The 21,968-nt window shown below is 49.6% G+C and carries 24 protein-coding genes and 1 pseudogene; 12 read left to right on the top strand and 13 right to left on the bottom strand.

Annotated elements, in window-relative coordinates; genetic code table 11:
- Window positions 1–6 precede the first annotated feature (6 nt).
- Together htpX and tnpA are read left to right on the top strand one after the other, a co-directional pair.
- On the top strand, window positions 7–888 hold the full coding sequence (htpX, locus tag QUE34_RS11365) for a protease HtpX (RefSeq protein WP_000984517.1): 882 nt from the start codon (window positions 7–9) through the stop codon (window positions 886–888).
- Window positions 889–1,078: 190 nt separating this feature from the next.
- Window positions 1,079–1,537: an IS200/IS605 family transposase gene (tnpA, locus tag QUE34_RS11360; RefSeq protein WP_000502112.1), complete on the top strand. Its 459-nt coding sequence runs from the start codon at window positions 1,079–1,081 to the stop codon at window positions 1,535–1,537.
- Between the two features lie 108 nt (window positions 1,538–1,645).
- On the opposite strand, the gene QUE34_RS11355 is transcribed toward tnpA, so the two are convergent.
- On the bottom strand, window positions 1,646–3,019 hold the full coding sequence (locus tag QUE34_RS11355) for an MFS transporter (protein ID WP_032303209.1): 1,374 nt from the start codon (window positions 3,017–3,019) through the stop codon (window positions 1,646–1,648).
- A gap of 176 nt (window positions 3,020–3,195) precedes the next feature.
- On the opposite strand from QUE34_RS11355, the gene kdgR reads away from it, so the two are divergent.
- The gene (kdgR, locus tag QUE34_RS11350; RefSeq protein WP_032184413.1) at window positions 3,196–3,987 is read left to right on the top strand and encodes a DNA-binding transcriptional regulator KdgR; all 792 of its coding nucleotides are present in this window, start codon (window positions 3,196–3,198) and stop codon (window positions 3,985–3,987) included.
- A gap of 143 nt (window positions 3,988–4,130) precedes the next feature.
- Here kdgR and QUE34_RS11345 read toward each other — a convergent pair whose 3' ends face one another.
- Window positions 4,131–4,370: a YobH family protein gene (locus QUE34_RS11345; RefSeq protein ID WP_001211011.1), complete on the bottom strand. Its 240-nt coding sequence runs from the start codon at window positions 4,368–4,370 to the stop codon at window positions 4,131–4,133.
- A 158-nt stretch (window positions 4,371–4,528) separates the two neighbouring features.
- Between QUE34_RS11345 and mgrB the strand changes: the two genes are divergently transcribed.
- The 5 genes from mgrB to rlmA all read left to right on the top strand — a co-directional run bounded on the left by mgrB (window position 4,529) and on the right by rlmA (window position 7,044).
- On the top strand, window positions 4,529–4,672 hold the full coding sequence (gene mgrB / locus QUE34_RS11340; RefSeq protein WP_000714550.1) for a PhoP/PhoQ regulatory lipoprotein MgrB: 144 nt from the start codon (window positions 4,529–4,531) through the stop codon (window positions 4,670–4,672).
- A 74-nt stretch (window positions 4,673–4,746) separates the two neighbouring features.
- Window positions 4,747–5,034: a YebO family protein gene (locus tag QUE34_RS11335; protein ID WP_103253651.1), complete on the top strand. Its 288-nt coding sequence runs from the start codon at window positions 4,747–4,749 to the stop codon at window positions 5,032–5,034.
- Window positions 5,035–5,703: 669 nt separating this feature from the next.
- Window positions 5,704–5,847: a DUF2627 domain-containing protein gene (locus QUE34_RS11330; RefSeq protein WP_001295496.1), complete on the top strand. Its 144-nt coding sequence runs from the start codon at window positions 5,704–5,706 to the stop codon at window positions 5,845–5,847.
- A 12-nt stretch (window positions 5,848–5,859) separates the two neighbouring features.
- Window positions 5,860–6,069 (top strand): transcription antiterminator/RNA stability regulator CspE, encoded by a 210-nt coding sequence (gene cspE / locus QUE34_RS11325; protein WP_001062678.1) that lies wholly within the window; start codon window positions 5,860–5,862, stop codon window positions 6,067–6,069.
- A gap of 165 nt (window positions 6,070–6,234) precedes the next feature.
- Window positions 6,235–7,044: a 23S rRNA (guanine(745)-N(1))-methyltransferase gene (gene rlmA / locus QUE34_RS11320; RefSeq protein ID WP_000010111.1), complete on the top strand. Its 810-nt coding sequence runs from the start codon at window positions 6,235–6,237 to the stop codon at window positions 7,042–7,044.
- Here rlmA and mntP read toward each other — a convergent pair.
- The 5 genes from mntP to manX form a co-directional block, all read right to left on the bottom strand.
- Window positions 7,041–7,607 (bottom strand): manganese efflux pump MntP, encoded by a 567-nt coding sequence (gene mntP, locus QUE34_RS11315; RefSeq protein ID WP_001296134.1) that lies wholly within the window; start codon window positions 7,605–7,607, stop codon window positions 7,041–7,043. The genes rlmA and mntP overlap by 4 nt on opposite strands.
- Window positions 7,608–8,035: 428 nt before the next feature.
- Window positions 8,036–8,494 carry a DUF986 family protein gene (locus tag QUE34_RS11310; protein WP_000156290.1) on the bottom strand — a complete coding sequence of 153 codons (459 nt, stop codon included), beginning with the start codon at window positions 8,492–8,494 and terminating at the stop codon, window positions 8,036–8,038.
- Between the two features lie 54 nt (window positions 8,495–8,548).
- Window positions 8,549–9,400: a PTS mannose transporter subunit IID gene (gene manZ / locus QUE34_RS11305; protein ID WP_000228655.1), complete on the bottom strand. Its 852-nt coding sequence runs from the start codon at window positions 9,398–9,400 to the stop codon at window positions 8,549–8,551.
- 12 nt (window positions 9,401–9,412) lie between these two features.
- Entirely contained in the window at window positions 9,413–10,213 is an 801-nt protein-coding gene (manY, locus tag QUE34_RS11300; protein ID WP_000406926.1) for a PTS mannose transporter subunit IIC, read from the bottom strand.
- 62 nt (window positions 10,214–10,275) lie between these two features.
- The gene (manX, locus tag QUE34_RS11295; RefSeq protein WP_000150550.1) at window positions 10,276–11,247 is read right to left on the bottom strand and encodes a PTS mannose transporter subunit IIAB; all 972 of its coding nucleotides are present in this window, start codon (window positions 11,245–11,247) and stop codon (window positions 10,276–10,278) included.
- Window positions 11,248–11,563: 316 nt separating this feature from the next.
- Here manX and QUE34_RS11290 point away from each other — a divergent pair, with 316 nt between their 5' ends.
- Both QUE34_RS11290 and yoaE read left to right on the top strand, forming a co-directional pair.
- On the top strand, window positions 11,564–11,722 hold the full coding sequence (locus QUE34_RS11290; RefSeq protein ID WP_269218577.1) for a protein YoaL: 159 nt from the start codon (window positions 11,564–11,566) through the stop codon (window positions 11,720–11,722).
- On the top strand, window positions 11,710–13,266 hold the full coding sequence (gene yoaE / locus QUE34_RS11285) for a CNNM family cation transport protein YoaE (protein WP_000394976.1): 1,557 nt from the start codon (window positions 11,710–11,712) through the stop codon (window positions 13,264–13,266). Before QUE34_RS11290 ends, yoaE begins: the two co-directional genes overlap by 13 nt.
- 3 nt (window positions 13,267–13,269) lie before the next feature.
- Here yoaE and pdeD read toward each other — a convergent pair.
- The 4 genes and pseudogenes from pdeD to pabB form a co-directional block, all read right to left on the bottom strand.
- A pseudogene (pdeD, locus tag QUE34_RS11280) lies at window positions 13,270–14,867 on the bottom strand (cyclic di-3',5'-guanosine monophosphate phosphodiesterase PdeD).
- 130 nt (window positions 14,868–14,997) lie between these two features.
- Window positions 14,998–16,362, bottom strand: coding sequence for an L-serine ammonia-lyase (gene sdaA / locus QUE34_RS11275; protein ID WP_000624298.1), 1,365 nt, complete (start codon window positions 16,360–16,362; stop codon window positions 14,998–15,000).
- A 183-nt stretch (window positions 16,363–16,545) separates the two neighbouring features.
- On the bottom strand, window positions 16,546–17,124 hold the full coding sequence (locus tag QUE34_RS11270) for a CoA pyrophosphatase (RefSeq protein WP_000456733.1): 579 nt from the start codon (window positions 17,122–17,124) through the stop codon (window positions 16,546–16,548).
- Between the two features lie 2 nt (window positions 17,125–17,126).
- Entirely contained in the window at window positions 17,127–18,488 is a 1,362-nt protein-coding gene (pabB, locus tag QUE34_RS11265; RefSeq protein ID WP_103253650.1) for an aminodeoxychorismate synthase component 1, read from the bottom strand.
- A 73-nt stretch (window positions 18,489–18,561) separates the two neighbouring features.
- On the opposite strand from pabB, the gene QUE34_RS11260 reads away from it, so the two are divergent.
- Window positions 18,562–18,741: a YoaH family protein gene (locus tag QUE34_RS11260; protein WP_000457334.1), complete on the top strand. Its 180-nt coding sequence runs from the start codon at window positions 18,562–18,564 to the stop codon at window positions 18,739–18,741.
- Window positions 18,742–18,860: 119 nt separating this feature from the next.
- Here QUE34_RS11260 and QUE34_RS11255 read toward each other — a convergent pair whose 3' ends face one another.
- Window positions 18,861–19,160, bottom strand: coding sequence for a DUF1889 family protein (locus tag QUE34_RS11255; protein ID WP_001111989.1), 300 nt, complete (start codon window positions 19,158–19,160; stop codon window positions 18,861–18,863).
- A gap of 421 nt (window positions 19,161–19,581) precedes the next feature.
- Window positions 19,582–19,926 carry a RidA family protein gene (locus QUE34_RS11250; RefSeq protein WP_001354727.1) on the bottom strand — a complete coding sequence of 115 codons (345 nt, stop codon included), beginning with the start codon at window positions 19,924–19,926 and terminating at the stop codon, window positions 19,582–19,584.
- Between the two features lie 131 nt (window positions 19,927–20,057).
- Between QUE34_RS11250 and yoaA the strand changes: the two genes are divergently transcribed.
- Window positions 20,058–21,968 (top strand): DNA repair helicase YoaA, encoded by a 1,911-nt coding sequence (gene yoaA, locus QUE34_RS11245; protein WP_000128847.1) that lies wholly within the window; start codon window positions 20,058–20,060, stop codon window positions 21,966–21,968.

Genomic DNA, 21,968 nt, shown 5'->3' with positions numbered 1-21,968 from the left:
AAAATTATGATGCGAATCGCGCTCTTCCTGCTAACGAACCTGGCCGTAATGGTCGTTTTCGGGCTGGTACTGAGCCTGACAGGGATACAGTCGAGCAGCGTTCAGGGGCTGATGATCATGGCCTTGCTGTTCGGTTTTGGTGGTTCCTTCGTTTCGCTTCTGATGTCCAAATGGATGGCATTACGATCTGTTGGCGGGGAAGTGATCGAGCAACCGCGTAACGAAAGGGAACGTTGGCTGGTCAATACTGTAGCAACCCAGGCTCGTCAGGCGGGGATCGCTATGCCGCAAGTGGCTATCTACCATGCGCCGGACATCAACGCTTTTGCAACCGGTGCGCGCCGTGATGCCTCTCTGGTTGCTGTCAGCACCGGTTTGCTGCAGAACATGAGCCCGGATGAAGCTGAGGCGGTAATTGCTCACGAAATCAGTCACATCGCCAATGGTGATATGGTCACCATGACGCTGATTCAGGGCGTGGTGAACACCTTCGTTATCTTTATTTCACGTATTCTGGCGCAGCTGGCTGCTGGTTTCATGGGCGGTAACCGTGACGAAGGTGAAGAGAGCAACGGCAACCCACTGATCTACTTTGCCGTCGCGACGGTGCTGGAACTGGTGTTTGGTATTCTGGCGAGCATTATCACCATGTGGTTCTCGCGTCACCGTGAATTCCACGCCGATGCGGGTTCAGCAAAACTGGTTGGTCGTGAGAAAATGATTGCCGCGCTGCAACGCCTGAAAACCAGCTATGAACCACAAGAAGCAACCAGCATGATGGCTTTCTGTATTAACGGGAAGTCGAAATCGCTCAGTGAGTTGTTCATGACTCACCCGCCGCTGGATAAACGTATTGAAGCTCTGCGTACGGGTGAATACCTGAAGTAATATGAAGTAAATACTAAAAAGCGCGTCCTGATCGACGCGCTTTTTTTGTGCACAGAAAACCCCCAGCTAGGCTGGGGGTTCCGGAAAGCTTTCAGCTTTGAGCCAGTTATTAAAACCCCTTTTGATTTGTTAAAACACCTTGCGGTCTGGCAACTGCAAGTGTCAAACAAGAAATCAAAAGGGGGTCCCAATGGGGGACGAAAAGAGCTTAGCGCACACCCGCTGGAACTGTAAATATCACATAGTTTTTGCGCCGAAATACCGAAGACTGGCGTTTTACGGAGAGAAGCGTAGGGCGATAGGCAGTATTTTGAGAAAGCTGTGTGAGTGGAAAAGCGTACGGATTCTGGAAGCAGAGTGCTGCGCAGATCATATCCATATGCTTGTGGAAATCCCACCCAAAATGAGCGTATCCGGCTTTATGGGATATCTGAAAGGGAAAAGCAGTCTGATGCTTTACGAGCAGTTTGGGGATTTGAAATTCAAATACAGAAACAGGGAGTTCTGGTGCCGAGGGTACTATGTCGATACGGTGGGTAAGAACACGGCGAAGATACAGGACTACATAAAGCACCAGCTTGAAGAGGATAAAATGGGGGAGCAGTTATCGATTCCATATCCGGGCAGCCCGTTTACGGGCCGTAAGTAACGAAGTTGAATGCAAATGTCAGATCGTATGCGCCTGTTAGGGCGCGGCTGGTAACAGAGCCTTACAGGCGCATTTGAAAAACCTCCGGCTATGCCGGAGGATATTTATTTATGCCCTGGATCGTGGCTGGGTAATACGTAAGCCACTGACACAGGCAGCAATCACTGCCAGAATAGCCGCAGCCATCAGCGAGACGTGTGTACCATTATCACCAAACTGATTTAGCATCAGCGCCACCAGCGCCGCGCCACTACTCTGACCCAATAGACGAGCCGTCCCTAACATGCCACTGGCCCCACCGCTACGTTCGCGCGGAGCGGAGGTAATAATGGTGTGGTTATTGGGTGACTGGAATAAGCCAAATCCAGCGCCACATAAGATCATCGGCCAGATAATATTGATATCCGCAGGTGACGCGGGCAGCAGAACCAGGGAAAAAAGCCCCGCAGACATGATGAACAACCCTAAAGCACCCAGCAATCCTGCATGTACGCGTTCAATTAAATAGCCTGCCAGCGGAGCCATCACCATTGTTGCTAACGGCCACGGTGTCAGAAGTAAACCTGTTTCGACTTCACTACGCCCGAGCACGGTTTGCAGGTAAAAGGGCAGGGAAACCATTGCCAGCATTTGTGCGCAGAAAGAGCAAACAGATGTGCAAATAGAAAGTGAAAACAGCGGGATACGCAGTAAATCCACCGGTAGCAGCGGTACGGGAAGAGAAAGCTGGCGGCGAATAAAGAAAATACCAACGACAACCATTACCACCAGTTCCGCGCCAATCAACGTCAGCGATTGCCCCTGAGCGAAACCACTCAATGCAGTAATAAGCAGGCCGAAGGTTAACGCGTTCATCACGGCGCTGGGCAGGTCGAAACGGGGTTTACTGGCACGAGAGCCATTGGGTGGCAGAAAACGCATGGCCAGAAGCAGGGCGATAATACCCAACGGTACGTTGATTAAAAATAACCATTTCCAGGATGCGATGGAGAGGATTGCTGCAGCAATTGTCGGCCCGGCAGCAGAAGAGACGGCAACAATAAACGAGTTTACGCCCATCCCTCTACCCAGAAAACGTTGTGGATAGATCAGGCGGATAAGTGCGGTATTAACGCTCATCAACGCTGCACCGCCGAAACCTTGTATGACACGCGCAAGGGTGAGCATTTGTAGCGAATCAGAAAGGGCGCAGAACAGTGAAGACAACAGAAAAACGACCAGACCACATTTATAAATACGTCGATAGCCAAACATATCGCCCAGAAACGAAAACGAGAGCAGGGAGATGACAATGGCGATTTGATAGGCGTTCACTACCCAGATGGAACTGGCCGGTGTGGCATGAAGGTCTGTGGCGATTGTTGGCAAGGCGACGTTGGCGATTGCGCCGTCAAGCACAGCCATCGAAATACCAATCACAATGGTTAATATCGCACCGTATCGCTGGGGCAACGGCAGGCCGTCGGCCTGAACTTTTGGCATAGGAATTTTATATCTTTGGTGAATAATCAACAGGGGTAAGATTCTAGCACTGATATTCACGGTGGATGTCGCAGAATTGTAACTAACCGGCAAAAGATGGATTGCGACCACCCAGGTGCGAAATTATAATAAAAAACAGTTCTGATTTTTATAAAACACTCGCAATGAGGTGATAAATGGCTAACGCAGATCTGGATAAACAGCCTGATTCTGTATCTTCCGTGCTGAAAGTTTTTGGCATTTTGCAGGCGCTGGGTGAAGAGCGCGAAATAGGGATAACCGAGCTGTCGCAGCGCGTCATGATGTCAAAAAGCACCGTTTATCGCTTTTTACAGACCATGAAAACCCTGGGTTATGTGGCGCAGGAAGGGGAGTCGGAGAAATATTCGCTGACCCTGAAATTGTTTGAACTGGGCGCTCGCGCGTTACAAAACGTCGATTTAATTCGTAGCGCAGATATCCAGATGCGTGAGATCTCCCGCCTGACGAAAGAAACTATCCACCTCGGCGCACTGGACGAAGACAGTATTGTTTACATCCACAAAATTGACTCTATGTACAATTTGCGCATGTATTCACGGATTGGTCGTCGTAATCCGCTGTACAGCACCGCGATTGGTAAGGTACTGCTGGCATGGCGCGATCGCGATGAAGTGAAGCAAATTCTTGAGGGCGTGGAGTATAAACGCAGTACCGAACGGACCATCACCAGTACAGAAGCGTTATTACCCGTTCTGGACCTGGTGCGCGAGCAGGGGTATGGCGAAGATAACGAAGAGCAGGAAGAAGGACTGCGTTGCATTGCGGTTCCGGTATTTGATCGCTTTGGCGTGGTCATTGCCGGTCTGAGCATCTCCTTCCCGACGTTGCGTTTCTCTGAAGAGCGTTTACAGGAATATGTCGCAATGTTGCATACCGCGGCGCGCAAAATTTCTGCCCAAATGGGTTATCACGACTATCCGTTCTGATGAGAGTAAGAACCTGTCTGAATATCAAACAGACAGGTTCTTTATTTAGCATGAGAAAAATAAAGTTGAAGGTGGCGTTATATTAAACGCACTTGCGATAAGAATATTTTACTTATGAGTGAGAATCTGGTTATTTATTACCCTTAACCATTATCGACCACAATATTGCTTTTACGTAACAACGGGCAATCTGTTATCCCCAGAAAACCACTTTTAGTGTGCAGGTATTGTACCGTGCTGGTGCCTCTGGCGGTCAGATAGGTACATTGCAAACCTAATCCCGCGGCATTCTCTTTGCTTCCAATCAAAACGCCATATCCGCTGAGTAATAATCCTATCCATACCAGTGCTATCAGCATAACTGTGCGAATGATGAATCGCATTACAACCTCTTCTCTTTTTATGTTCGCTTAATCGTAGCGGCAATATGCGCTGAAGCAAGCGACTCATTCTGAAAAAGCACGAATATCGACATAGTTAGGCGCTGTTTAACTAACACATGCTAGTTTAATGACATAAGGTAGGTGAAACGGAGATTGGAGTGAAAAAGTTTCGATGGGTCGTTCTGGTTGTCGTGGTGTTGGCTTGCTTGCTGCTTTGGGCGCAGGTATTCAACATGATGTGCGATCAGGATGTACAATTTTTCAGCGGAATTTGTGCCATTAACCAGTTTATCCCGTGGTGATATCATTTTTTCAGCACTAGATTTTCTTCCTCTCCAGCAGTGGTAGAATAGCGCCTCTACTCAGAGGTGGTGAAATGAACGAAGTTGTAAATTCAGGCGTGATGAACATTGCGTCTTTGGTTGTATCGGTGGTGGTTCTTCTTCTCGGGCTCATCTTGTGGTTTTTTATCAATCGTGCCAGTTCACGAACTAACGAACAGATTGAACTGCTTGAGGCGTTGCTGGATCAGCAAAAACGTCAAAATGCACTGTTACGTCGTTTGTGCGAAGCAAACGAACCTGAGAAAGAAGATAAAAAGACCGTTGAGAGTCAAAAATCGGTTGAAGACGAAGATATTATTCGTCTGGTCGCCGAACGGTAATCCTTCCTCAATCTTGAGTAACCCCGTCGTTGAAGGGTTACTCAATTCATCCTGATTATACGCACTGTCATGGTGCAACTGCTTCAAATTAAAACTCTGGTCTGACTTCAAATAATTATCATATTATTTATTTGCGTAACGGGATATCAGAAAAAGATATTTAGCCCATTAATTTATTAGGATGTTTACATCGGATTTGTGATTAAGCGTGGTATTATTTATTAGCGAAACGTTTCTCTCTTGATTTTTTTGCGCATTCATCAATTTTTCTTATTTTAAATTTACAATACCTTTGGCGATTGACTTCTCTTTGGGGTGATTGATAGCCGTTAACTGACTGTTTTATGAGAAAAAGTGATATAACTTTTTATTCATTGCATAGCAGAAAATGTGATATTGCACGCACTATGTAATAACTTCTCCCATTGGCCTGGAACAACTGAACTTATTGAACTATGTTAGAAAATACGTCAGTTTAAGTATCTGCCTGAACTGGCAAGGTTAAGCACAATGATATATCGGCGCGTATTCCGTTGCATAAGTGTGCAAAAAAAGTGGAAGACGTATCGAGATTTGTGCGTCTGATCGAGACATGTTTAAAAATGGCTTGCCATAATTAACGTTGTATGTGATAACAGATTTCGGGTTAAACGAGGTACAGTTCTGTTTATGTGTGGCATTTTCAGTAAAGAAGTCCTGAGTAAACACGTTGACGTTGAATACCGCTTCTCTGCCGAGCCTTATATTGGTGCCTCATGCAGTAATGTGTCAGTTTTATCTATGTTATGCCTGCGGGCGAAGAAAACAATCTAAGGAATTTTTCAAATGGCAAAGATTAAAGGTCAGGTTAAGTGGTTCAACGAGTCTAAAGGTTTTGGCTTCATCACTCCGGCTGATGGCAGCAAAGACGTGTTCGTACACTTCTCCGCTATCCAGGGTAATGGCTTCAAAACTCTGGCTGAAGGTCAGAACGTTGAGTTCGAAATTCAGGACGGCCAGAAAGGTCCGGCAGCTGTTAACGTAACAGCTATCTGATCGAATCCACTGATCTGAAGTGTGAAGACACTTCAATCTCGCTATAAAGCCTCGTCGAATGCGAGGCTTTTTACTTTGCTTTATCTTCGCTCCTGGCATTCGGATATTTGCCCGCCGCGTGATTCGCGTTACACTTGCGGACTTTAGTATCCTGCCGGAGTTGTCATGTCGTTTTCCTGTCCACTTTGCCATCAGCCTCTCTCGCGTGAAAAAAACAGCTATATCTGTCCCCAGCGACATCAGTTTGATATGGCGAAAGAAGGGTATGTCAACCTGTTGCCTGTTCAGCATAAACGATCTCGTGATCCGGGCGACAGCGCGGAAATGATGCAAGCACGACGCGCATTCTTAGATGCCGGACATTATCAGCCGCTGCGTGATGCAATTGTTGCCCAACTGCGGGAACAGCTTGATGAAACGGCCACGGCGGTGCTGGATATCGGCTGTGGTGAAGGGTATTACACACACGCATTTGCCGATGCGTTGCCCGAAATCACCACGTTTGGTCTGGATGTCTCGAAGGTGGCGATCAAAGCTGCGGCAAAACGCTATCCGCAGGTCACTTTTTGTGTCGCTTCCAGTCACCGTTTGCCGTTTGCCGATGCCAGCATGAACGCCATTATTCGCATCTATGCGCCGTGTAAAGCAGAAGAATTAGCGCGCGTAGTGAAGCCCGGCGGTTGGATCATTACAGCTACGCCGGGACCGCGACATTTGATGGAGCTGAAGGGGCTGATTTACAATGAAGTACATCTTCATGCACCTCATGCAGAACAACTGGAAGGTTTTACATTACAGCAGAGTGATGAGTTGTGTTATCCGATGCGTCTTCGCGGTGACGAAGCCGTCGCGTTATTGCAGATGACGCCGTTTGCCTGGCGAGCGAAGCCAGAAGTCTGGCAAACGCTGGCAGCAAAAGAAGTGTTTGACTGCCAGACGGACTTTAATATTCACCTCTGGCAGCGTTCTTATTAACCGTGGAAGTGCGTCCAGAGGATCTGGACGCCGATGCCGATCAGTACCAGCCCGCCGAGAATTTCCGCTTTCTTCCCAATAATTGAGCCGATAAAGCGACCAACCATCATCCCTAATGTCGACATAATCAAGGTTGCACAACCAATGGCTAATGCGGTCGCGATAATGTTGACCTGCAGGAAGGCCAGACCAACCCCCACAGCCATCGCATCCAGGCTGGTGGCAATCGCGGTGGTTACCAGTAGCCAGAAACCGTGTCGACGGCGCGGTTCTTCATCTTCATCATCTGCACCACGAAAACCCTCGATAATCATTCGCCCACCGAGGAATATCAGCAGCACAAACGCAATCCAGTGATTCCATTCAAGGACAAACCGGCTGGCTAACATGCCCATTCCCCAGCCGATCAGCGGCGTCAGGGTTTCGACGGCACCAAAAATAAGGCCAGTTCGCAAAGCTTCAGAAAATTTCGGTTTATGGAGGGTGGCACCTTTACCGATTGATGCAGCAAATGCATCCATCGACATACCAAACGCAAGAAGAACAGTAGCAGTGATATTCATGACAACGTCCTGACCGGGGTATCCATAAAACACATCATCGCCCCCAGCAAACATGCATACATGAACAACAAACCGCGATGATTTTCGCGTTCATGCAGGCATAGCGATTGATGTGCATATGGTCTCGCCTGACTGAAAGTGTTCAGTCCGTACGTGCCACGTTTTGCAACGAGTATGTTGACACGTACATTTCCGGAATCTGGAAATCGGCTACTCCCCAAATGAGGGCGCAACATTAACATATTTTTAGAATATAAAACAACTGTTGGGATATATTATTTCAGCAGTTAATTGATAACGATTTTCATTTAGATTTATATATCAATGAAACGTTAAAATAAATAACAAATAAGGGATGGGATAATATAGCCTAAGCTATGTCTGATTATTTAAAATACAGCAAACATAGCTTTGGCTAAATTCATAACTTATTGAGTGGAAACAAGAAGTTTATAAATTTTCTCCAGGTCGTCGATATTTCGAACGCGGATTAACAGCCGGCGCTGTTCTAATTGCATCACTAACACGCCATCTTCAGACAAGTTCATCGCTTTAATTCGACTATATTCAATCCAGACATTGGCGAAGAAAAAACCTTTTTGTTTAAAGATGATCTTCGGAACGCGGATCCAGAAAATATAAAACCCCATTAGAGCCAGTGCACTTAATAACCATGTCGTTATTTGCGCGCCATGATTCGTGACGTTGTTATAGATAAGAATGACAATCAGTCCTACGAAGATAACGCTGTCGATGCGGCCACGTCGGAGCAAAGGAATTGCCAGCAGGGTGGGGCCGTTGCGGCGGGGCATGATGAACTGATCGTAGATCGCGAAGGTCAGGAGTGCGGCGATAAAAAGAATCAGTACCAGGTCCGTGATTGTCATTAATCCTCCAGATAAAAAAACGGGGCCAAAAGGCCCCGGTAGTGTACAACAGTCTTACAGTCCCAGCAGGCCGCAAGCATAACCCGCGATACCGATGACGAAGAAGCCAACGATGATCCACAGCGGATTAACTTTTTTGCGCAGCAGCCACATACAAGCAAAGGTCAGCAGTAGCGGTACCAGGCCCGGCATTAACTGGTCAAGAATAGTCTGGACAGTGGTAACGTGTTCTTTGCCCGTCTGGTCAGTAATGCGAGAGACAACCAGCGGGATGTTGACATGTGTCCACTTGTTAACCAATGCCCCCATGACAAACAGGCCGAGAATAGACGCCCCTTCCGTCAGTTTTTGCAGGAAGCCGCCACCCATATCTTTAACGATATCGATACCTTTGGAGTAACCATACGCTACGCCGTAGTAACGGGTTGCCAGACGCACCAGGTTAAACAGGATGAAGAACAGAAGCGGACCTAACAGGCTGCCGCTCATCGCGATACCGGCACCCAGCGCTGCAAATACCGGACGTACGGTTCCCCAGAAGATCGGGTCGCCCACACCAGCCAGCGGGCCCATCAAACCAACTTTGATACCGTTGATAGCACCGTCATCGATCTCTGCGCCATTAGCACGCTGTTCTTCCAGCGCCAGGGTTACGCCGAGAATCGGCGCAGCCACGAACGGCTGGGTGTTAAAGAACTCCAGGTGACGGCGAATAGCTTGTTTACGAGCTTCGTTGTTCTCAGGGTAGAGGCGACGAATTGCCGGTACCATAGAGAAGCAGAAACCCAGTGCCTGCATACGTTCGAAGTTCCATGAACCCTGGAAGAGGTTAGAACGCAGGAAGACGCCACGAATATCACTTTGAGTGAGTTTTTTCTCGGTGGTAGTTTGAGTTGTATCAACCATTTCGCTCACCTGTTAGTCCAGTTCGTTATCGAGATCGTTGTTACCAGCGGCCTGAGCAGGCGCACCGGCTACGCGGTTGTATTTCGGGCTAAGTTGGATGTAGAGCACTGCCATAACAGTACCAATCACACCCAGAGCAACCAGGTTAAAGTTGGTGAATGCTGCGGTTACGAAGCCGAGGTAGAAGAACGGCATCAGGTAGCCAGCACGCATCATGTTGATAACCATCGCATAACCAACCACCACGATCATGCCACCGGCGATATTCAGACCATTGGTCACCACTTCCGGAATCGCATTCAGCATGTTCTGGACTTCGCTGGTACCAACAGACAGCGCAACGATGACGGCCGGAATAGCCACACGCATTGCTTGCAGGAACAGAGAAGAAACGTGGATCCAGGAAATCGCTGTCAGGTTGCCGTTATCAGCAGCCTTATCCGCAGCGTGCTGGAAAGCAACGGTAATAGTACGAACGATGATGGTCAGTACCTGACCTGCAGCAGCCAGAGGGATTGCCAGTGCGATACCCGCACCAATGCTCTGATGACCTGCGATAACCAGAATGGTAGAAATGATAGAAGCCAGAGCGGCGTCAGGCGCAACGGCAGCACCGATGTTCATCCAGCCCAGCGCGATCATTTCCAGCGTACCACCGATAATAATACCGGTTTTCATATCGCCAAGAACGATACCCACCAGGGTACACGCGATTAGCGGACGGTGAAACTGAAATTCATCGAGGATTGATCCCATACCTGCGATACAGGCTACGATAAATACCAGCACAATTTGAAGAGTGGTAATCTCCATTGTACTTCTCCTGTTTACGTAAGACTTAAGTGTGAAAACTGAGTGATAATCAACACAATACGTTACTTATCGATTTTGCTGATCAGATCCATCATTTTCAGTTTCGGATCGGTGGAAACCTTACGGACTTCCAGCTCAATACCGCGCGCATTCAGTTTCTTGAACGCCTCGATATCTTTTTCATCAACCGAAACCGCGTTATTCACCTGGGTTTTACCCTGACGGAATGCCATACCACCAACGTTAACAGAGGTGATTTTCACGCCGCCTTCAACGAGACGCTCTACATCTGTAGGGTTGGTAAATAACAGCATTACGCGTTCGCCAGCATATTTCGGGTTGTTGTAGACGCGAATCATTTTGGCAACATCAACTACGTGTGCTGTTACGCCCGGAGGTGCAACCTGGGTGAGCAGTGTCTTACGAACGGTATCCGCAGCCACTTCATCACTAACAACAATAATACGGGAGACATTGGTTTCTTTGGTCCAACGGGTGGCGACCTGACCGTGAATCAGACGGTCGTCGATACGCGCAAGGCCAATAACCATGTAGTCGTTTGGTCCCATTGGTTTTGCCGGAGTTGGAGCCGCTTTTGGTGCTGCGGCAACGGGTGCTGGCGCGGCTTTTTCAACCGGTTTGGCTTTCAGTGCTTTCACGCCTTCACGGCCTGTTTCTACTGCCAGCGCCACCAGTTCATCAAAGCTTGGGTCATCATCACGGGCCATTAACGTTTCCACGAGCATTGGAATGTTAACGCCTGCAATGACTTCATAATGCTCTTTGTCGACGACAATGCGGCTGGCAGCATTGAACGGGCTGCCTCCCCATGTATCAACGAGAAACAGCACGCCTTTAGTGGTGTCGAGTTTTGCCAACTGAGCGTTGTACTTTTCAATCAGCGTTTCGGCATTTTCACCTGGAACGAAATCGATCCAGCCGACGTTTTCCTGCTCGCCTAACAGCATTTCTGCCGTTTTAAGCAACTGCTCTGCAGCCCAACCATGTGTGCCTATAACAATAGCAATGGTCACTTGCTACCTCCTTTATTATCGTTAACACCTCAACGTGCCAGATGTATTTTTGAATCGTCGTCCACAATCGAATCGATTCAGATAAGGGCTACAACCAAAAACCCCTGCGTTTCGCGATTTATTTTAGATATCGAAAAAATTATTTTATGTGATGAAGATCCGTAATTTAACTTTCGATTAGCAGAAATTTCGAAAGGTAAAATATCCTTGTCACATTCGTTTGCAAAGGAAGGTAAATCTTTGCCAAATCAGATGTGTCTCTGATATGTTTAACTCCCGTTTAACAACCATGGAGTATAGGGCAGTAGCCCGCAGTATGGATCGTCACCGACGTCATTTCAGCATCAGGCCTTTTAACGCCTGCTTTTCTGGCACTTTATGCCGCACCTTTCGTTTGCCTTTTGTCGTTACGCCTGCATTATTTCTGGCGCCGAATAGCTATTCCTTAAGCAGGAGCTTGTCATGGAATTCTTAATGGACCCCTCAATTTGGGCGGGGCTACTCACGCTTGTTGTTCTCGAAATTGTGCTGGGTATCGATAACCTGGTCTTCATCGCCATTCTTGCTGACAAACTGCCGCCAAAACAACGCGATAAAGCGCGTTTGCTGGGATTATCACTGGCGCTGATTATGCGTCTGGGGCTGCTGTCGCTGATTTCATGGATGGTCACGCTGACCAAACCGCTATTTACCGTCATGGATTTCTCCTTCTCCGGACGCGACCTGATTATGTTGTTCGGGGGGATATTCTTGCTGTTCAAAGCAACAACCGAACTGCATGAACGGCTGGAAAACCGCGATCATGATTCCGGCCACGGTAAAGGCTACGCCAGTTTCTGGGTGGTCGTCACACAGATCGTCATCCTTGACGCCGTCTTCTCGTTGGATGCGGTAATTACGGCAGTAGGGATGGTTAACCATCTACCGGTGATGATGGCGGCGGTGGTGATTGCGATGGCGGTCATGTTGCTGGCATCGAAACCGCTGACGCGATTTGTTAATCAGCATCCAACGGTGGTGGTGCTCTGTCTGAGCTTCCTGTTAATGATTGGTCTGAGTCTGGTGGCAGAAGGTTTCGGTTTCCACATTCCGAAAGGTTACCTGTATGCCGCGATTGGCTTCTCGATCATCATCGAAGTGTTTAACCAGATTGCGCGTCGCAACTTTATTCGTCACCAGTCGACTTTGCCGCTGCGTGCGCGTACTGCCGATGCCATCCTGCGTTTGATGGGGGGGAAACGTCAGGCCAATGTTCAGCACGATGCCGATAACCCGATGCCTATCCCGGTACCGGAAGGTGCGTTTGCCGAAGAAGAACGTTACATGATTAACGGTGTATTGACGCTGGCGTCGCGTTCTCTGCGCGGGATCATGACGCCGCGCGGTGAAATAAGCTGGGTTGACGCTAATCTCGGGGTCGATGAAATCCGTGAGCAGCTGCTCTCCTCACCGCACAGTCTGTTCCCGGTATGTCGCGGTGAACTGGATGAAATCATCGGTATCGTACGTGCTAAAGAACTGCTGGTGGCGCTCGAAGAAGGTGTTGATGTGGCGGCGATTGCTTCGGCGTCTCCGGCGATTATCGTCCCTGAAACCCTTGACCCGATCAACCTACTGGGCGTGCTGCGTCGTGCTCGCGGGAGCTTCGTTATCGTGACCAACGAGTTTGGTGTGGTACAAGGCCTGGTCACGCCGCTGGATGTGCTGGAAGCCATTGCGGGTGAATTCCCGGACGCTGACGAAACGCCGGAAATCATTACCGATGGTGACGGCTGGCTGGTAAAAGGCGGTACAGATTTGCATGCCTTGCAGCAGGCGCTTGATGTTGAGCACCTTGCCGATGACGATGATATCGCGACGGTCGCGGGCCTCGTGATCTCGGCAAATGGTCACATTCCCCGTGTGGGCGATGTGATTGATGTAGGGCCACTGCATATCACCATCATTGAAGCCAATGATTATCGTGTTGATCTGGTTCGCATTGTTAAAGAGCAACCGGCGCACGATGAAGATGAGTAAGCGTTAACGTAACGGCATAACGGGCGTGATATGTCCATTATGCCGGGCGGGCGGCGGTTGGCTGCCCGCCAGCCATTTGGGAAAATCACGTAGCGGCATCGGCTGTGCGTACAAATACCCTTGCAAAATATGCACGCCATGACGGCGCAAATACTTCGCCTGTTCTTGTGTTTCCACACCCTCCGCCACCAGTTCAATATTCAGTCTTTGCCCCAGTGCGATGATGATATCGGTCACCGTCGAGTTAACCGCGTCAGAACCTATAGCTGCGGTAAATGACTTATCAATTTTCAGCACGTCAGGACGTAATGTTTCAAGCCAGGAAAATGAACTGTTGCCGGTGCCGAAGTCATCAATCGCCAGTTTGACGTTTTTACGATGCAGCTCGCGGGCAATCCGATAATCAACATCCAGTAAGGCATCGCGTTCGGTGATTTCGAGGATCAGTTGCTGAATCGGGTGAGCGCTAAACCAGTACTGATTGAGATCTTTTATCAGCACACCACGGCGAAAATGGCTGGGTGCGACGTTAATGCCAACATGAAACTGACTACTCATTGGGAAAACATGCCGCTGACGGATGGTTTCTGCCATCACATAGCGGGTCAGTGGCACAATTAAATGATGTTCTTCCGCGATAGGAATAAACACATCCGGTGAAATCCAGCCCTGACGTGGATTGTTCCAGCGCAGCAAAATCTCTACACCAATACATTGCTGGCTGCGCGCATTAAGCAAAGGCTGGCAGAACAATTCGAACTCATGTTGCGCCAGGCCCAGATTGATTTCACGGGAAAAACTCATCCGGTAAGCGGTCGCCAGCCAGGCGATATAGCCCACAAGTAAACTTAGCAGCACCGCCAGCGGTAATTGTGTTGGAAGATAGTGCCATGCCAGCGCCGTAGCCCCCGGACCATTAACGTTAATGGTAAAAGGAAAGCGTTGCGAAGAAACATGATAGTTTTCATTGTCTTCAGGTTGCGGAAGGGAATCTACCAGCCCATTACCATAGAGCAAATGCCGTCGTCCACCGTCAGGCTGGCGCTACTGATTTGCGGCAGTTGTGGCTCAAGCAGCATTGCCGCCAGTAAGTCGATGTTGATCATCTCCATGACCCCAGCATTGCTACTGCCCGCTGCAGGCGTCCATTGAATCAAAACCGGACTGCCTTTAATCAGGGCATGGTCGGTCGTCAGTCGTAAAAGTGGTTGCGGTGCAGGAAGTTCAGCCAGAATGTCCACGACGGGCACATTGCGATAACCAAAAATGCTGGAGCAATAAAGTGTGCCGTCTTGCACCAGGCCAATGGATCGCACAGTTTGGAGTTTTGCCGCCTGTTTACGTAATGGCAAATGGGCGACAGAGCAGGGCAGACCAATTAGCGGAAGTAAGACTTCACTACCTGCCTGTAGGGGAAGCAGTACTTTATCTAATTCCTCTACAGCGTGATTGGCGAATTGTACTACCCGTTGTTGATTTAAGTTACGCTGTGAAATAAATCGCACGCTCAGGGTCGAAGCGAGCGTAACGAGTGCGCAAATCGTACAAACAATCATTCGATTACGGCGATAGGTTTTAATGATCCGTTGTGCTTTTTGCATGCGGGCCACCCTGTAAGCGTATGGCGACAAACGCCTGACGCAACAGTGGAAGTGTAGTGGGGAAAATTACAGCAGACGAGAAAGCAGGGATAAATTCGCCCATCCGTTGCAGATGGGCGAGGATAAAGTATTAGTCACACTGGACTTTAATTGCCAGACCACCACGAGACGTTTCGCGGTACTTGGCGTTCATGTCTTTACCGGTTTCGTACATCGTTTCGATGACTTTATCCAGCGAGACGCGCGGCGCACTGGTGCGACGCAGGGCCATCCGCGCGGCGTTAATCGCCTTGACTGACGCAATGGCGTTACGTTCAATGCACGGCACCTGAACTTGCCCTGCAACAGGGTCACAGGTCAGACCGAGGTTGTGCTCCATGCCAATTTCCGCTGCCACACAAACCTGTTCCGGGCTACCGCCCAACAGCTCGGCAAGGCCCGCAGCAGCCATTGAACAGGCAACACCCACTTCGCCCTGGCAACCGACTTCCGCACCGGAAATAGAGGCGTTCATTTTATACAGTGCACCAATCGCGCCCGCAGCCATAAAGTAACGGGTATAGATGTCCGGGCTAACCGATTCAATAAAGTGGTCATAATAAGCCAGCACTGCCGGAACAATGCCACAAGCACCGTTGGTTGGCGCTGTTACCACACGACCACCGGCGGCGTTTTCTTCGTTAACTGCCAGCGCAAACATGTTTACCCAGTCAATGACATTCATCGGATCGTTAGACAGTTTATCGCTGGAAACCAGCATCCGGCGCAGGGCCGACGCACGACGCGGCACGCGCAGCGGGCCTGGCAGTACGCCTTCGGTGTTCATCCCGCGATCGATACATGCCTGCATGGTTTGCCAGACATGCGCGAAATACTCGTCGATCTCTTTCTTGCTGTGCAGCGCCAGTTCGTTCTGCATAGCGAGACCAGACAGCGAATAGCCGGTTTCATTACAGTACGCGAGCAGTTCGGTGGCAGATTTGAACGGATACGGCACGCTCACTTCGTTGGCGGCATCCTGACCAAAGTGTTCTTCATCGACGATAAAACCGCCGCCGATGGAATAATAAGTTTTGCTGTAGACGACTTCATCGCCGTTATAGGCGTGGATTTGCATACCGTTTTCATGCAGCGGCAGGTTGCCGTTATGAAAACGCATCCCGTTGTCGCGCGGGAAATCCACTTCATGCCGTCCCTGTGCCAGCAGCAGACGTTCGCGCTCTTCTACGTCGCGAATAAAACCGGGAATACTGTCGATATCCACGGTGGCAGGTTCGTTACCTGCAAGACCCATAATAATGGCGATATCGGTGTGGTGGCCTTTACCCGTCAGCGACAGTGAACCATAAACGTCCACGGCAACGCGAGTAACGCTATCCAGTAAGCCTTTTTCGACCAGATCATCGACGAACTGTTTACCCGCCTTCATAGGCCCTACGGTATGGGAAGATGAGGGACCAATCCCCACCTTAAACATGTCGAATAGACTAATCACGATAATACTCCTGACAAGGTGACTGGACTTCCAGTAACGAACGAATAACAGCGCATAGTGTAAGAGGGAACGCGGCGACTGGCTTAACTATTCACATGAATTAAACTAATCAAAAACCGCGATTTAACTAATATTGCGATGATTGTCTCAAGTAGTGTTTTGTAGATGTAAAGATAAGTATAGTCAGGGTTTCACACCAATTTGCAGCGCCAGCTCACGAATTATGCCTGCGGTCATTCCCCATACAAAATACTGTTCATACCAGGACAGCCATACCCGATGAGAATCGCCACGGCGGTAGATATCTAAAGGGTGATAACGACCCAGATGTAATGCCTGGGCGAGCGGCATTTCAAACACAGCGGAGACTTCATCTTCACTGGCGCGATACGGTAGATCGGGCGGGATAATGCCGACCACCGGGGTTACCTGGTAGCCAGTTACGCTATCGACGGGCGGCAGCACGCCGATAACTTCAACGGCGGAAGGCGGTATAGCGACCTCTTCTTCAGCTTCGCGCAGCGCGGCGGCGATAACGGATGTGTCCGTGTCATCGACTGCACCTCCAGGGAATGCCACTTGTCCGGCGTGTTTACGCAGATGAATCGAACGCTGAGTCAGCAACAACCCCGGTTGCGGTCGACGGACGATGGGGATTAACACGGCAGCCTGACGATGATTTAGGGTTTCCCGGTTAATTTGCGGGCGCAAAAGTTGAAAACGCGATAAAAAATCATCAAGCGTCAGGCTACGGTATTCCACGTTTATTTCTCCAGTTGCTTCAGGATACGATTAACTTTATCAAAAGTTTCCTGATATTCCGCTTCTTCCTGGCTATCAGCGACAATTCCACCGCCCGCAGAGCAGTATATTTGTCCGTTAATGGCAGTCAGCGTGCGGATAGTAATGCTGGTATCCATGTTGCCGCAAAAGCTCAAATAGCCAATGCTGCCGCACCAGGCATTGCGTCGCTGCGGTTCCAGTTCGTCGATAATTTCCATAGCCCGTACTTTAGGTGCTCCAGTTATTGAGCCACCAGGAAAAGCTGCGCGCAGCAGATCGCTGGTGTGTAACTGTTCTGGTAGTTGCGCCGTTATGGTGCTGACCAGATGATGCACGGCAGGGAAGGGTTCCACCACGAACAGCTCTGGTACTTTTACCGAACCTGCTACGGCAACACGACCGATATCATTACGCATTAAATCGACAATCATCAGATTTTCGGCACGATCTTTCGCTGAGTTCGCCAGTTTTTCTGCTTGTTTGCTATCTTCCTGAGGATCGGGTAGGCGTGGTAGCGTGCCTTTAATCGGGCGGGTCTGGATTTCACTATTATCACAAAGAATAAACCGCTCTGGCGAAAGGCTTAAAATCGCGCCCTGTTCAAGACGTAAAAAAGCGCTAAATGGCGCGCGGTTGGCCTGATTAAGCTGAAGGAATGCCTGCCATTCATCGCCAGAATAGGTCGCATGGAAACGCTGGGCGAGATTCACCTGATAGCAATCACCGCTGTGCAGATATTCCTGTACCTGGCGAAATTTTTCGCCGTACAGCTCGCGGGTCATATTGGATTGCCAGTCGGAAGTGAGCGTGAAATCTTCCTGCGGCGAGAATTGCTGGCTTTCCAGCCAGGCCCGACGGGCATTGACATCATTATGACTCAGCAAAGAAACTGTTTGACGCTGGTGGTCGACAATGAGCGCCCAGTCGTAGATACCCACAGCCATATCCGGCAGAACGATATCTTGCTGCGCAATTTCTGGCAGTGACTCAAAACGGCGGCCCAGATCGTAGCCAAACAACCCCATCGCGCCGCCCTGAAATGGCAAATCTTCGTTATGCGCTGGGCGAATGTCTGCGCGATCCAGCACCTGCTGGAGCACCTGTAGCGGGTCATCAGTGGTCGTTGTGCGTTTTTCGCTTTCACTAACAACGGTTTCTTTACCGAAAGTGGTTAAAGTGCAAATCGGCTCGGCGACCACAATATCAAAGCGGCTATATGGATGATCGGCATAGCCGGAGTGTAAAAGCATCGCCCACGGCAGGTGACTTAAGCGGGAGAAATAAAATTCAGCGGCGTCCTGACGCCAGGGTAAAGTAATCACAGCGGGAGATAACGTCTTCATCAGTCCTGACTCTACTGGCTATGTGCCGGGTAGCATGAAATAATTAGCGCCAACAATTTAGCAGGAGTTAACAATGTTTGCAGGTTTACCTTCACTCACCCATGAACAGCAGCAAAAAGCCGTCGAGCGGATCCAGGAACTGATGGCACAAGGGATGAGCAGCGGCCAGGCAATCGCGTTGGTGGCAGAAGAGCTGCGTGCCAACCATTCCGGTGAGCGAATCGTGGCGCGTTTTGAGGATGAAGACGAGTAACACACTAATCCGTATCGCTTTCGTTATACAAGCCGATGGTTATTTGATTGTGAGAAAAAGGACGCTTTTCATATGTGATTAAAAGCGTCCTGACCCATTTATGCTGATGTAAATTTAACTTAGACCAGTGCTTTTAGTTCTTCCTGCATATATGTTGAAAAGTATTCAGGATTTTTAATCACAATGCGTTCACCAGACTCCATTTTTTTTGCCCATCCAACCATTTTTTCCGTGAACCCTGGGTTCCAGCCTTCCTGGTCAGCTCGCGCCGTAATATCAGCGGCACTCGCGGGTACTCCCAGTTCTTTCAAATATTTAAAGATTCCCTTCGCCGTGCTTTCATTCATCGAACTTGGTGTTGGCGCTGATACATCCATGGCACCAATGAAATCCAGGGCTTTATCTATTACAGCAGGCATATTCTTATCCTTAAAATTAACCATGTTATCGATAAGGCTATATATGACCTTAATTTGCATCTAATATCAAAGGGATTATAACGATATGGCACGAGTTAACCTGTTGACATTCAGGTGTTTTAAAGGTAGCAGCTCATGGTGTGTTATCCAGTAAGAGGGAGAAAATTAACGGTCAGTTCTCACGCTATAACCAGATTGTTCAGCTAAGAAAGAAAACAAGAGATGCTAATCGAAGGGCGAACACAACGGCATTGTTATGTTTATTTATATAGTTAGTTTTATAGCTAAAATTGAAATTATAAAAATAAATAATGAATTAGCAGGAGCATCAACAGTAATATCTTAATCTCTGGTCGATTTATGTAAAACCGACCAGTATTATCGATAAATTATCGTCTGACTTATTTTGCTTCGATAAAGCTTACACCGCAGCCACAATCTTAATTTCAACTTTATACTTCGGGTTCATCAAACCCGCTTGTACCGTGCAGCGCACCGGCGCATGACCCGCGACAACCCAGGCATCCCACGCTTTATTCATCGCCGCGAAGTCGTTTTTATCAGCCAGGAAAATGGTGGCATCCAGAATGCTCGATTTATTGCTGCCCTGTTTTTCCAGCACGGCGTCAATCTGCGCCAGCGTGTTGGCGGTTTGCTCAAAGGCATTGGCGTCGAGGTTTTCCGGTACACCAGTGTAGTAGAGCGTGTTGTTGTGGATTACTACATCAGACCAGCGGGCTTCAGCATCGATACGAACGATAGTCATCATTTTGTCCTCATTATCCTTCCATTTTCGTGCTGCAAAGACTGCCACAATGTGAGGTCGCCGTCACCACTTCAACTGGCGAAAGCGCCCTCATCCTGACATAATCCCTGTTCAAATCAACAGGGGGTAGTGTGACGGACGATTTTGCACCAGACGGTCAGCTGGCGAAAGCGATACCAGGCTTTAAGCCGCGAGAACCACAGCGACAGATGGCGGTAGCCGTCACCCAGGCGATAGAAAAAGGCCAGCCGCTGGTGGTGGAAGCAGGAACCGGTACGGGCAAAACCTACGCTTACCTGGCTCCTGCGCTGCGGGCGAAAAAGAAAGTCATTATCTCGACCGGCTCAAAAGCGTTGCAGGATCAGCTCTACAGCCGCGATTTGCCAACAGTCTCAAAGGCATTGAAATATACGGGCAACGTGGCGCTGCTGAAAGGGCGCTCTAACTACCTCTGCCTCGAACGTCTCGAACAGCAGGCGCTGGCGGGTGGCGATCTACCGGTACAAATTTTAAGCGATGTGATCCTGCTGCGCTCCTGGTCTAATCAAACAGTCGATGGTGATATCAGCACCTGCGTCAGCGTGGCGGAAGATTCACAGGCGTGGCCGCTGGTCACCAGCACCAACGACAACTGCCTTGGCAGCGACTGCCCGATGTATAAAGATTGCTTTGTGGTCAAAGCACGCAAAAAAGCGATGGACGCCGATGTGGTGGTGGTAAACCATCATCTCTTTCTGGCGGATATGGTGGTGAAAGAGAGTGGATTTGGCGAACTGATCCCGGAAGCGGACGTCATGATCTTTGACGAAGCCCATCAGCTGCCCGACATTGCCAGCCAGTATTTTGGTCAGTCACTCTCCAGTCGACAACTGCTCGACCTGGCAAAAGACATCACCATCGCCTACCGCACCGAATTAAAAGACACCCAGCAGTTACAAAAGTGCGCCGACCGCCTTGCCCAGAGCGCGCAGGATTTTCGCCTGCAATTAGGTGAGCCAGGTTATCGTGGCAACCTGCGCGAACTGTTAGCTAATCCGCAAATTCAGCGAGCATTTTTACTGCTCGATGACACCCTGGAACTTTGTTATGACGTGGCGAAACTGTCGCTGGGGCGTTCCGCCTTGCTGGATGCGGCATTTGAGCGCGCCACGTTGTATCGTACGCGGCTGAAACGGCTAAAAGAGATCAATCAGCCGGGCTACAGCTACTGGTACGAATGCACTTCGCGCCATTTTACTCTGGCACTCACGCCGCTCAGCGTGGCGGATAAATTCAAAGAGTTAATGGCGCAAAAACCAGGTAGCTGGATCTTTACCTCAGCAACGCTGTCGGTGAATGACGATCTGCATCATTTTACCTCGCGGCTTGGCATTGAACAGGCAGAGTCGTTGCTGTTACCCAGCCCGTTTGATTACAGCCGCCAGGCGTTACTCTGTGTGCCGCGCAACCTGCCGCAAACCAACCAGCCGGGCTCCGCACGGCAACTGGCGGCAATGCTGCGACCGATCATCGAAGCTAACAACGGTCGTTGTTTTATGCTTTGTACCTCGCACGCCATGATGCGCGATCTGGCTGAGCAGTTCCGCGCCACCATGACGCTTCCCGTGTTGTTGCAGGGGGAAACCAGCAAAGGCCAACTGCTACAGCAGTTTGTCAGCGCCGGTAACGCGCTGCTTGTGGCGACCAGCAGTTTCTGGGAGGGGGTGGATGTGCGTGGCGATACATTGTCATTGGTGATTATCGACAAGTTGCCGTTTACCTCCCCAGATGACCCGTTGTTAAAAGCGCGCATGGAAGATTGCCGTTTGCGCGGTGGTGACCCGTTCGATGAAGTACAGCTGCCGGATGCGGTCATTACTCTCAAGCAGGGAGTAGGGCGACTGATTCGCGACGCCGACGATCGAGGGGTTTTGGTGATTTGCGATAATCGGCTGGTGATGCGTCCTTACGGCGCGACCTTCCTCGCCAGTCTGCCGCCCGCGCCACGCACCCGTGACATTGCCCGTGCGGTTCGTTTCCTTGCGATACCATCCTCCAGGTAA

The sequence above is a fragment of the Escherichia sp. KS167_9B genome (assembly GCF_030295215.1).
GTDB lineage: Bacteria > Pseudomonadota > Gammaproteobacteria > Enterobacterales > Enterobacteriaceae > Escherichia > Escherichia coli_F.
The sequence above is the reverse complement of the archived record's forward strand: the minus strand, read 5'-3'. Positions and strand labels throughout refer to the sequence as shown.

What these genes read in the sequence shown, in the direction of transcription:
- htpX (WP_000984517.1), top strand. Translation starts at nt 7, where the DNA reads ATGATGCGAATCGCGCTCTTCCTGCTAACGAACCTGGCCGTAATGGTC.
- tnpA (WP_000502112.1), top strand. Translation starts at nt 1,079, where the DNA reads ATGGGGGACGAAAAGAGCTTAGCGCACACCCGCTGGAACTGTAAATAT.
- QUE34_RS11355 (WP_032303209.1), bottom strand. Translation starts at nt 3,019, where the DNA reads ATGCCAAAAGTTCAGGCCGACGGCCTGCCGTTGCCCCAGCGATACGGT.
- kdgR (WP_032184413.1), top strand. Translation starts at nt 3,196, where the DNA reads ATGGCTAACGCAGATCTGGATAAACAGCCTGATTCTGTATCTTCCGTG.
- QUE34_RS11345 (WP_001211011.1), bottom strand. Translation starts at nt 4,370, where the DNA reads ATGCGATTCATCATTCGCACAGTTATGCTGATAGCACTGGTATGGATA.
- QUE34_RS11335 (WP_103253651.1), top strand. Translation starts at nt 4,747, where the DNA reads ATGAACGAAGTTGTAAATTCAGGCGTGATGAACATTGCGTCTTTGGTT.
- QUE34_RS11330 (WP_001295496.1), top strand. Translation starts at nt 5,704, where the DNA reads ATGTGTGGCATTTTCAGTAAAGAAGTCCTGAGTAAACACGTTGACGTT.
- cspE (WP_001062678.1), top strand. Translation starts at nt 5,860, where the DNA reads ATGGCAAAGATTAAAGGTCAGGTTAAGTGGTTCAACGAGTCTAAAGGT.
- rlmA (WP_000010111.1), top strand. Translation starts at nt 6,235, where the DNA reads ATGTCGTTTTCCTGTCCACTTTGCCATCAGCCTCTCTCGCGTGAAAAA.
- mntP (WP_001296134.1), bottom strand. Translation starts at nt 7,607, where the DNA reads ATGAATATCACTGCTACTGTTCTTCTTGCGTTTGGTATGTCGATGGAT.
- QUE34_RS11310 (WP_000156290.1), bottom strand. Translation starts at nt 8,494, where the DNA reads ATGACAATCACGGACCTGGTACTGATTCTTTTTATCGCCGCACTCCTG.
- manZ (WP_000228655.1), bottom strand. Translation starts at nt 9,400, where the DNA reads ATGGTTGATACAACTCAAACTACCACCGAGAAAAAACTCACTCAAAGT.
- manY (WP_000406926.1), bottom strand. Translation starts at nt 10,213, where the DNA reads ATGGAGATTACCACTCTTCAAATTGTGCTGGTATTTATCGTAGCCTGT.
- QUE34_RS11290 (WP_269218577.1), top strand. Translation starts at nt 11,564, where the DNA reads ATGGATCGTCACCGACGTCATTTCAGCATCAGGCCTTTTAACGCCTGC.
- yoaE (WP_000394976.1), top strand. Translation starts at nt 11,710, where the DNA reads ATGGAATTCTTAATGGACCCCTCAATTTGGGCGGGGCTACTCACGCTT.
- pabB (WP_103253650.1), bottom strand. Translation starts at nt 18,488, where the DNA reads ATGAAGACGTTATCTCCCGCTGTGATTACTTTACCCTGGCGTCAGGAC.
- QUE34_RS11260 (WP_000457334.1), top strand. Translation starts at nt 18,562, where the DNA reads ATGTTTGCAGGTTTACCTTCACTCACCCATGAACAGCAGCAAAAAGCC.
- QUE34_RS11255 (WP_001111989.1), bottom strand. Translation starts at nt 19,160, where the DNA reads ATGCCTGCTGTAATAGATAAAGCCCTGGATTTCATTGGTGCCATGGAT.
- QUE34_RS11250 (WP_001354727.1), bottom strand. Translation starts at nt 19,926, where the DNA reads ATGACTATCGTTCGTATCGATGCTGAAGCCCGCTGGTCTGATGTAGTA.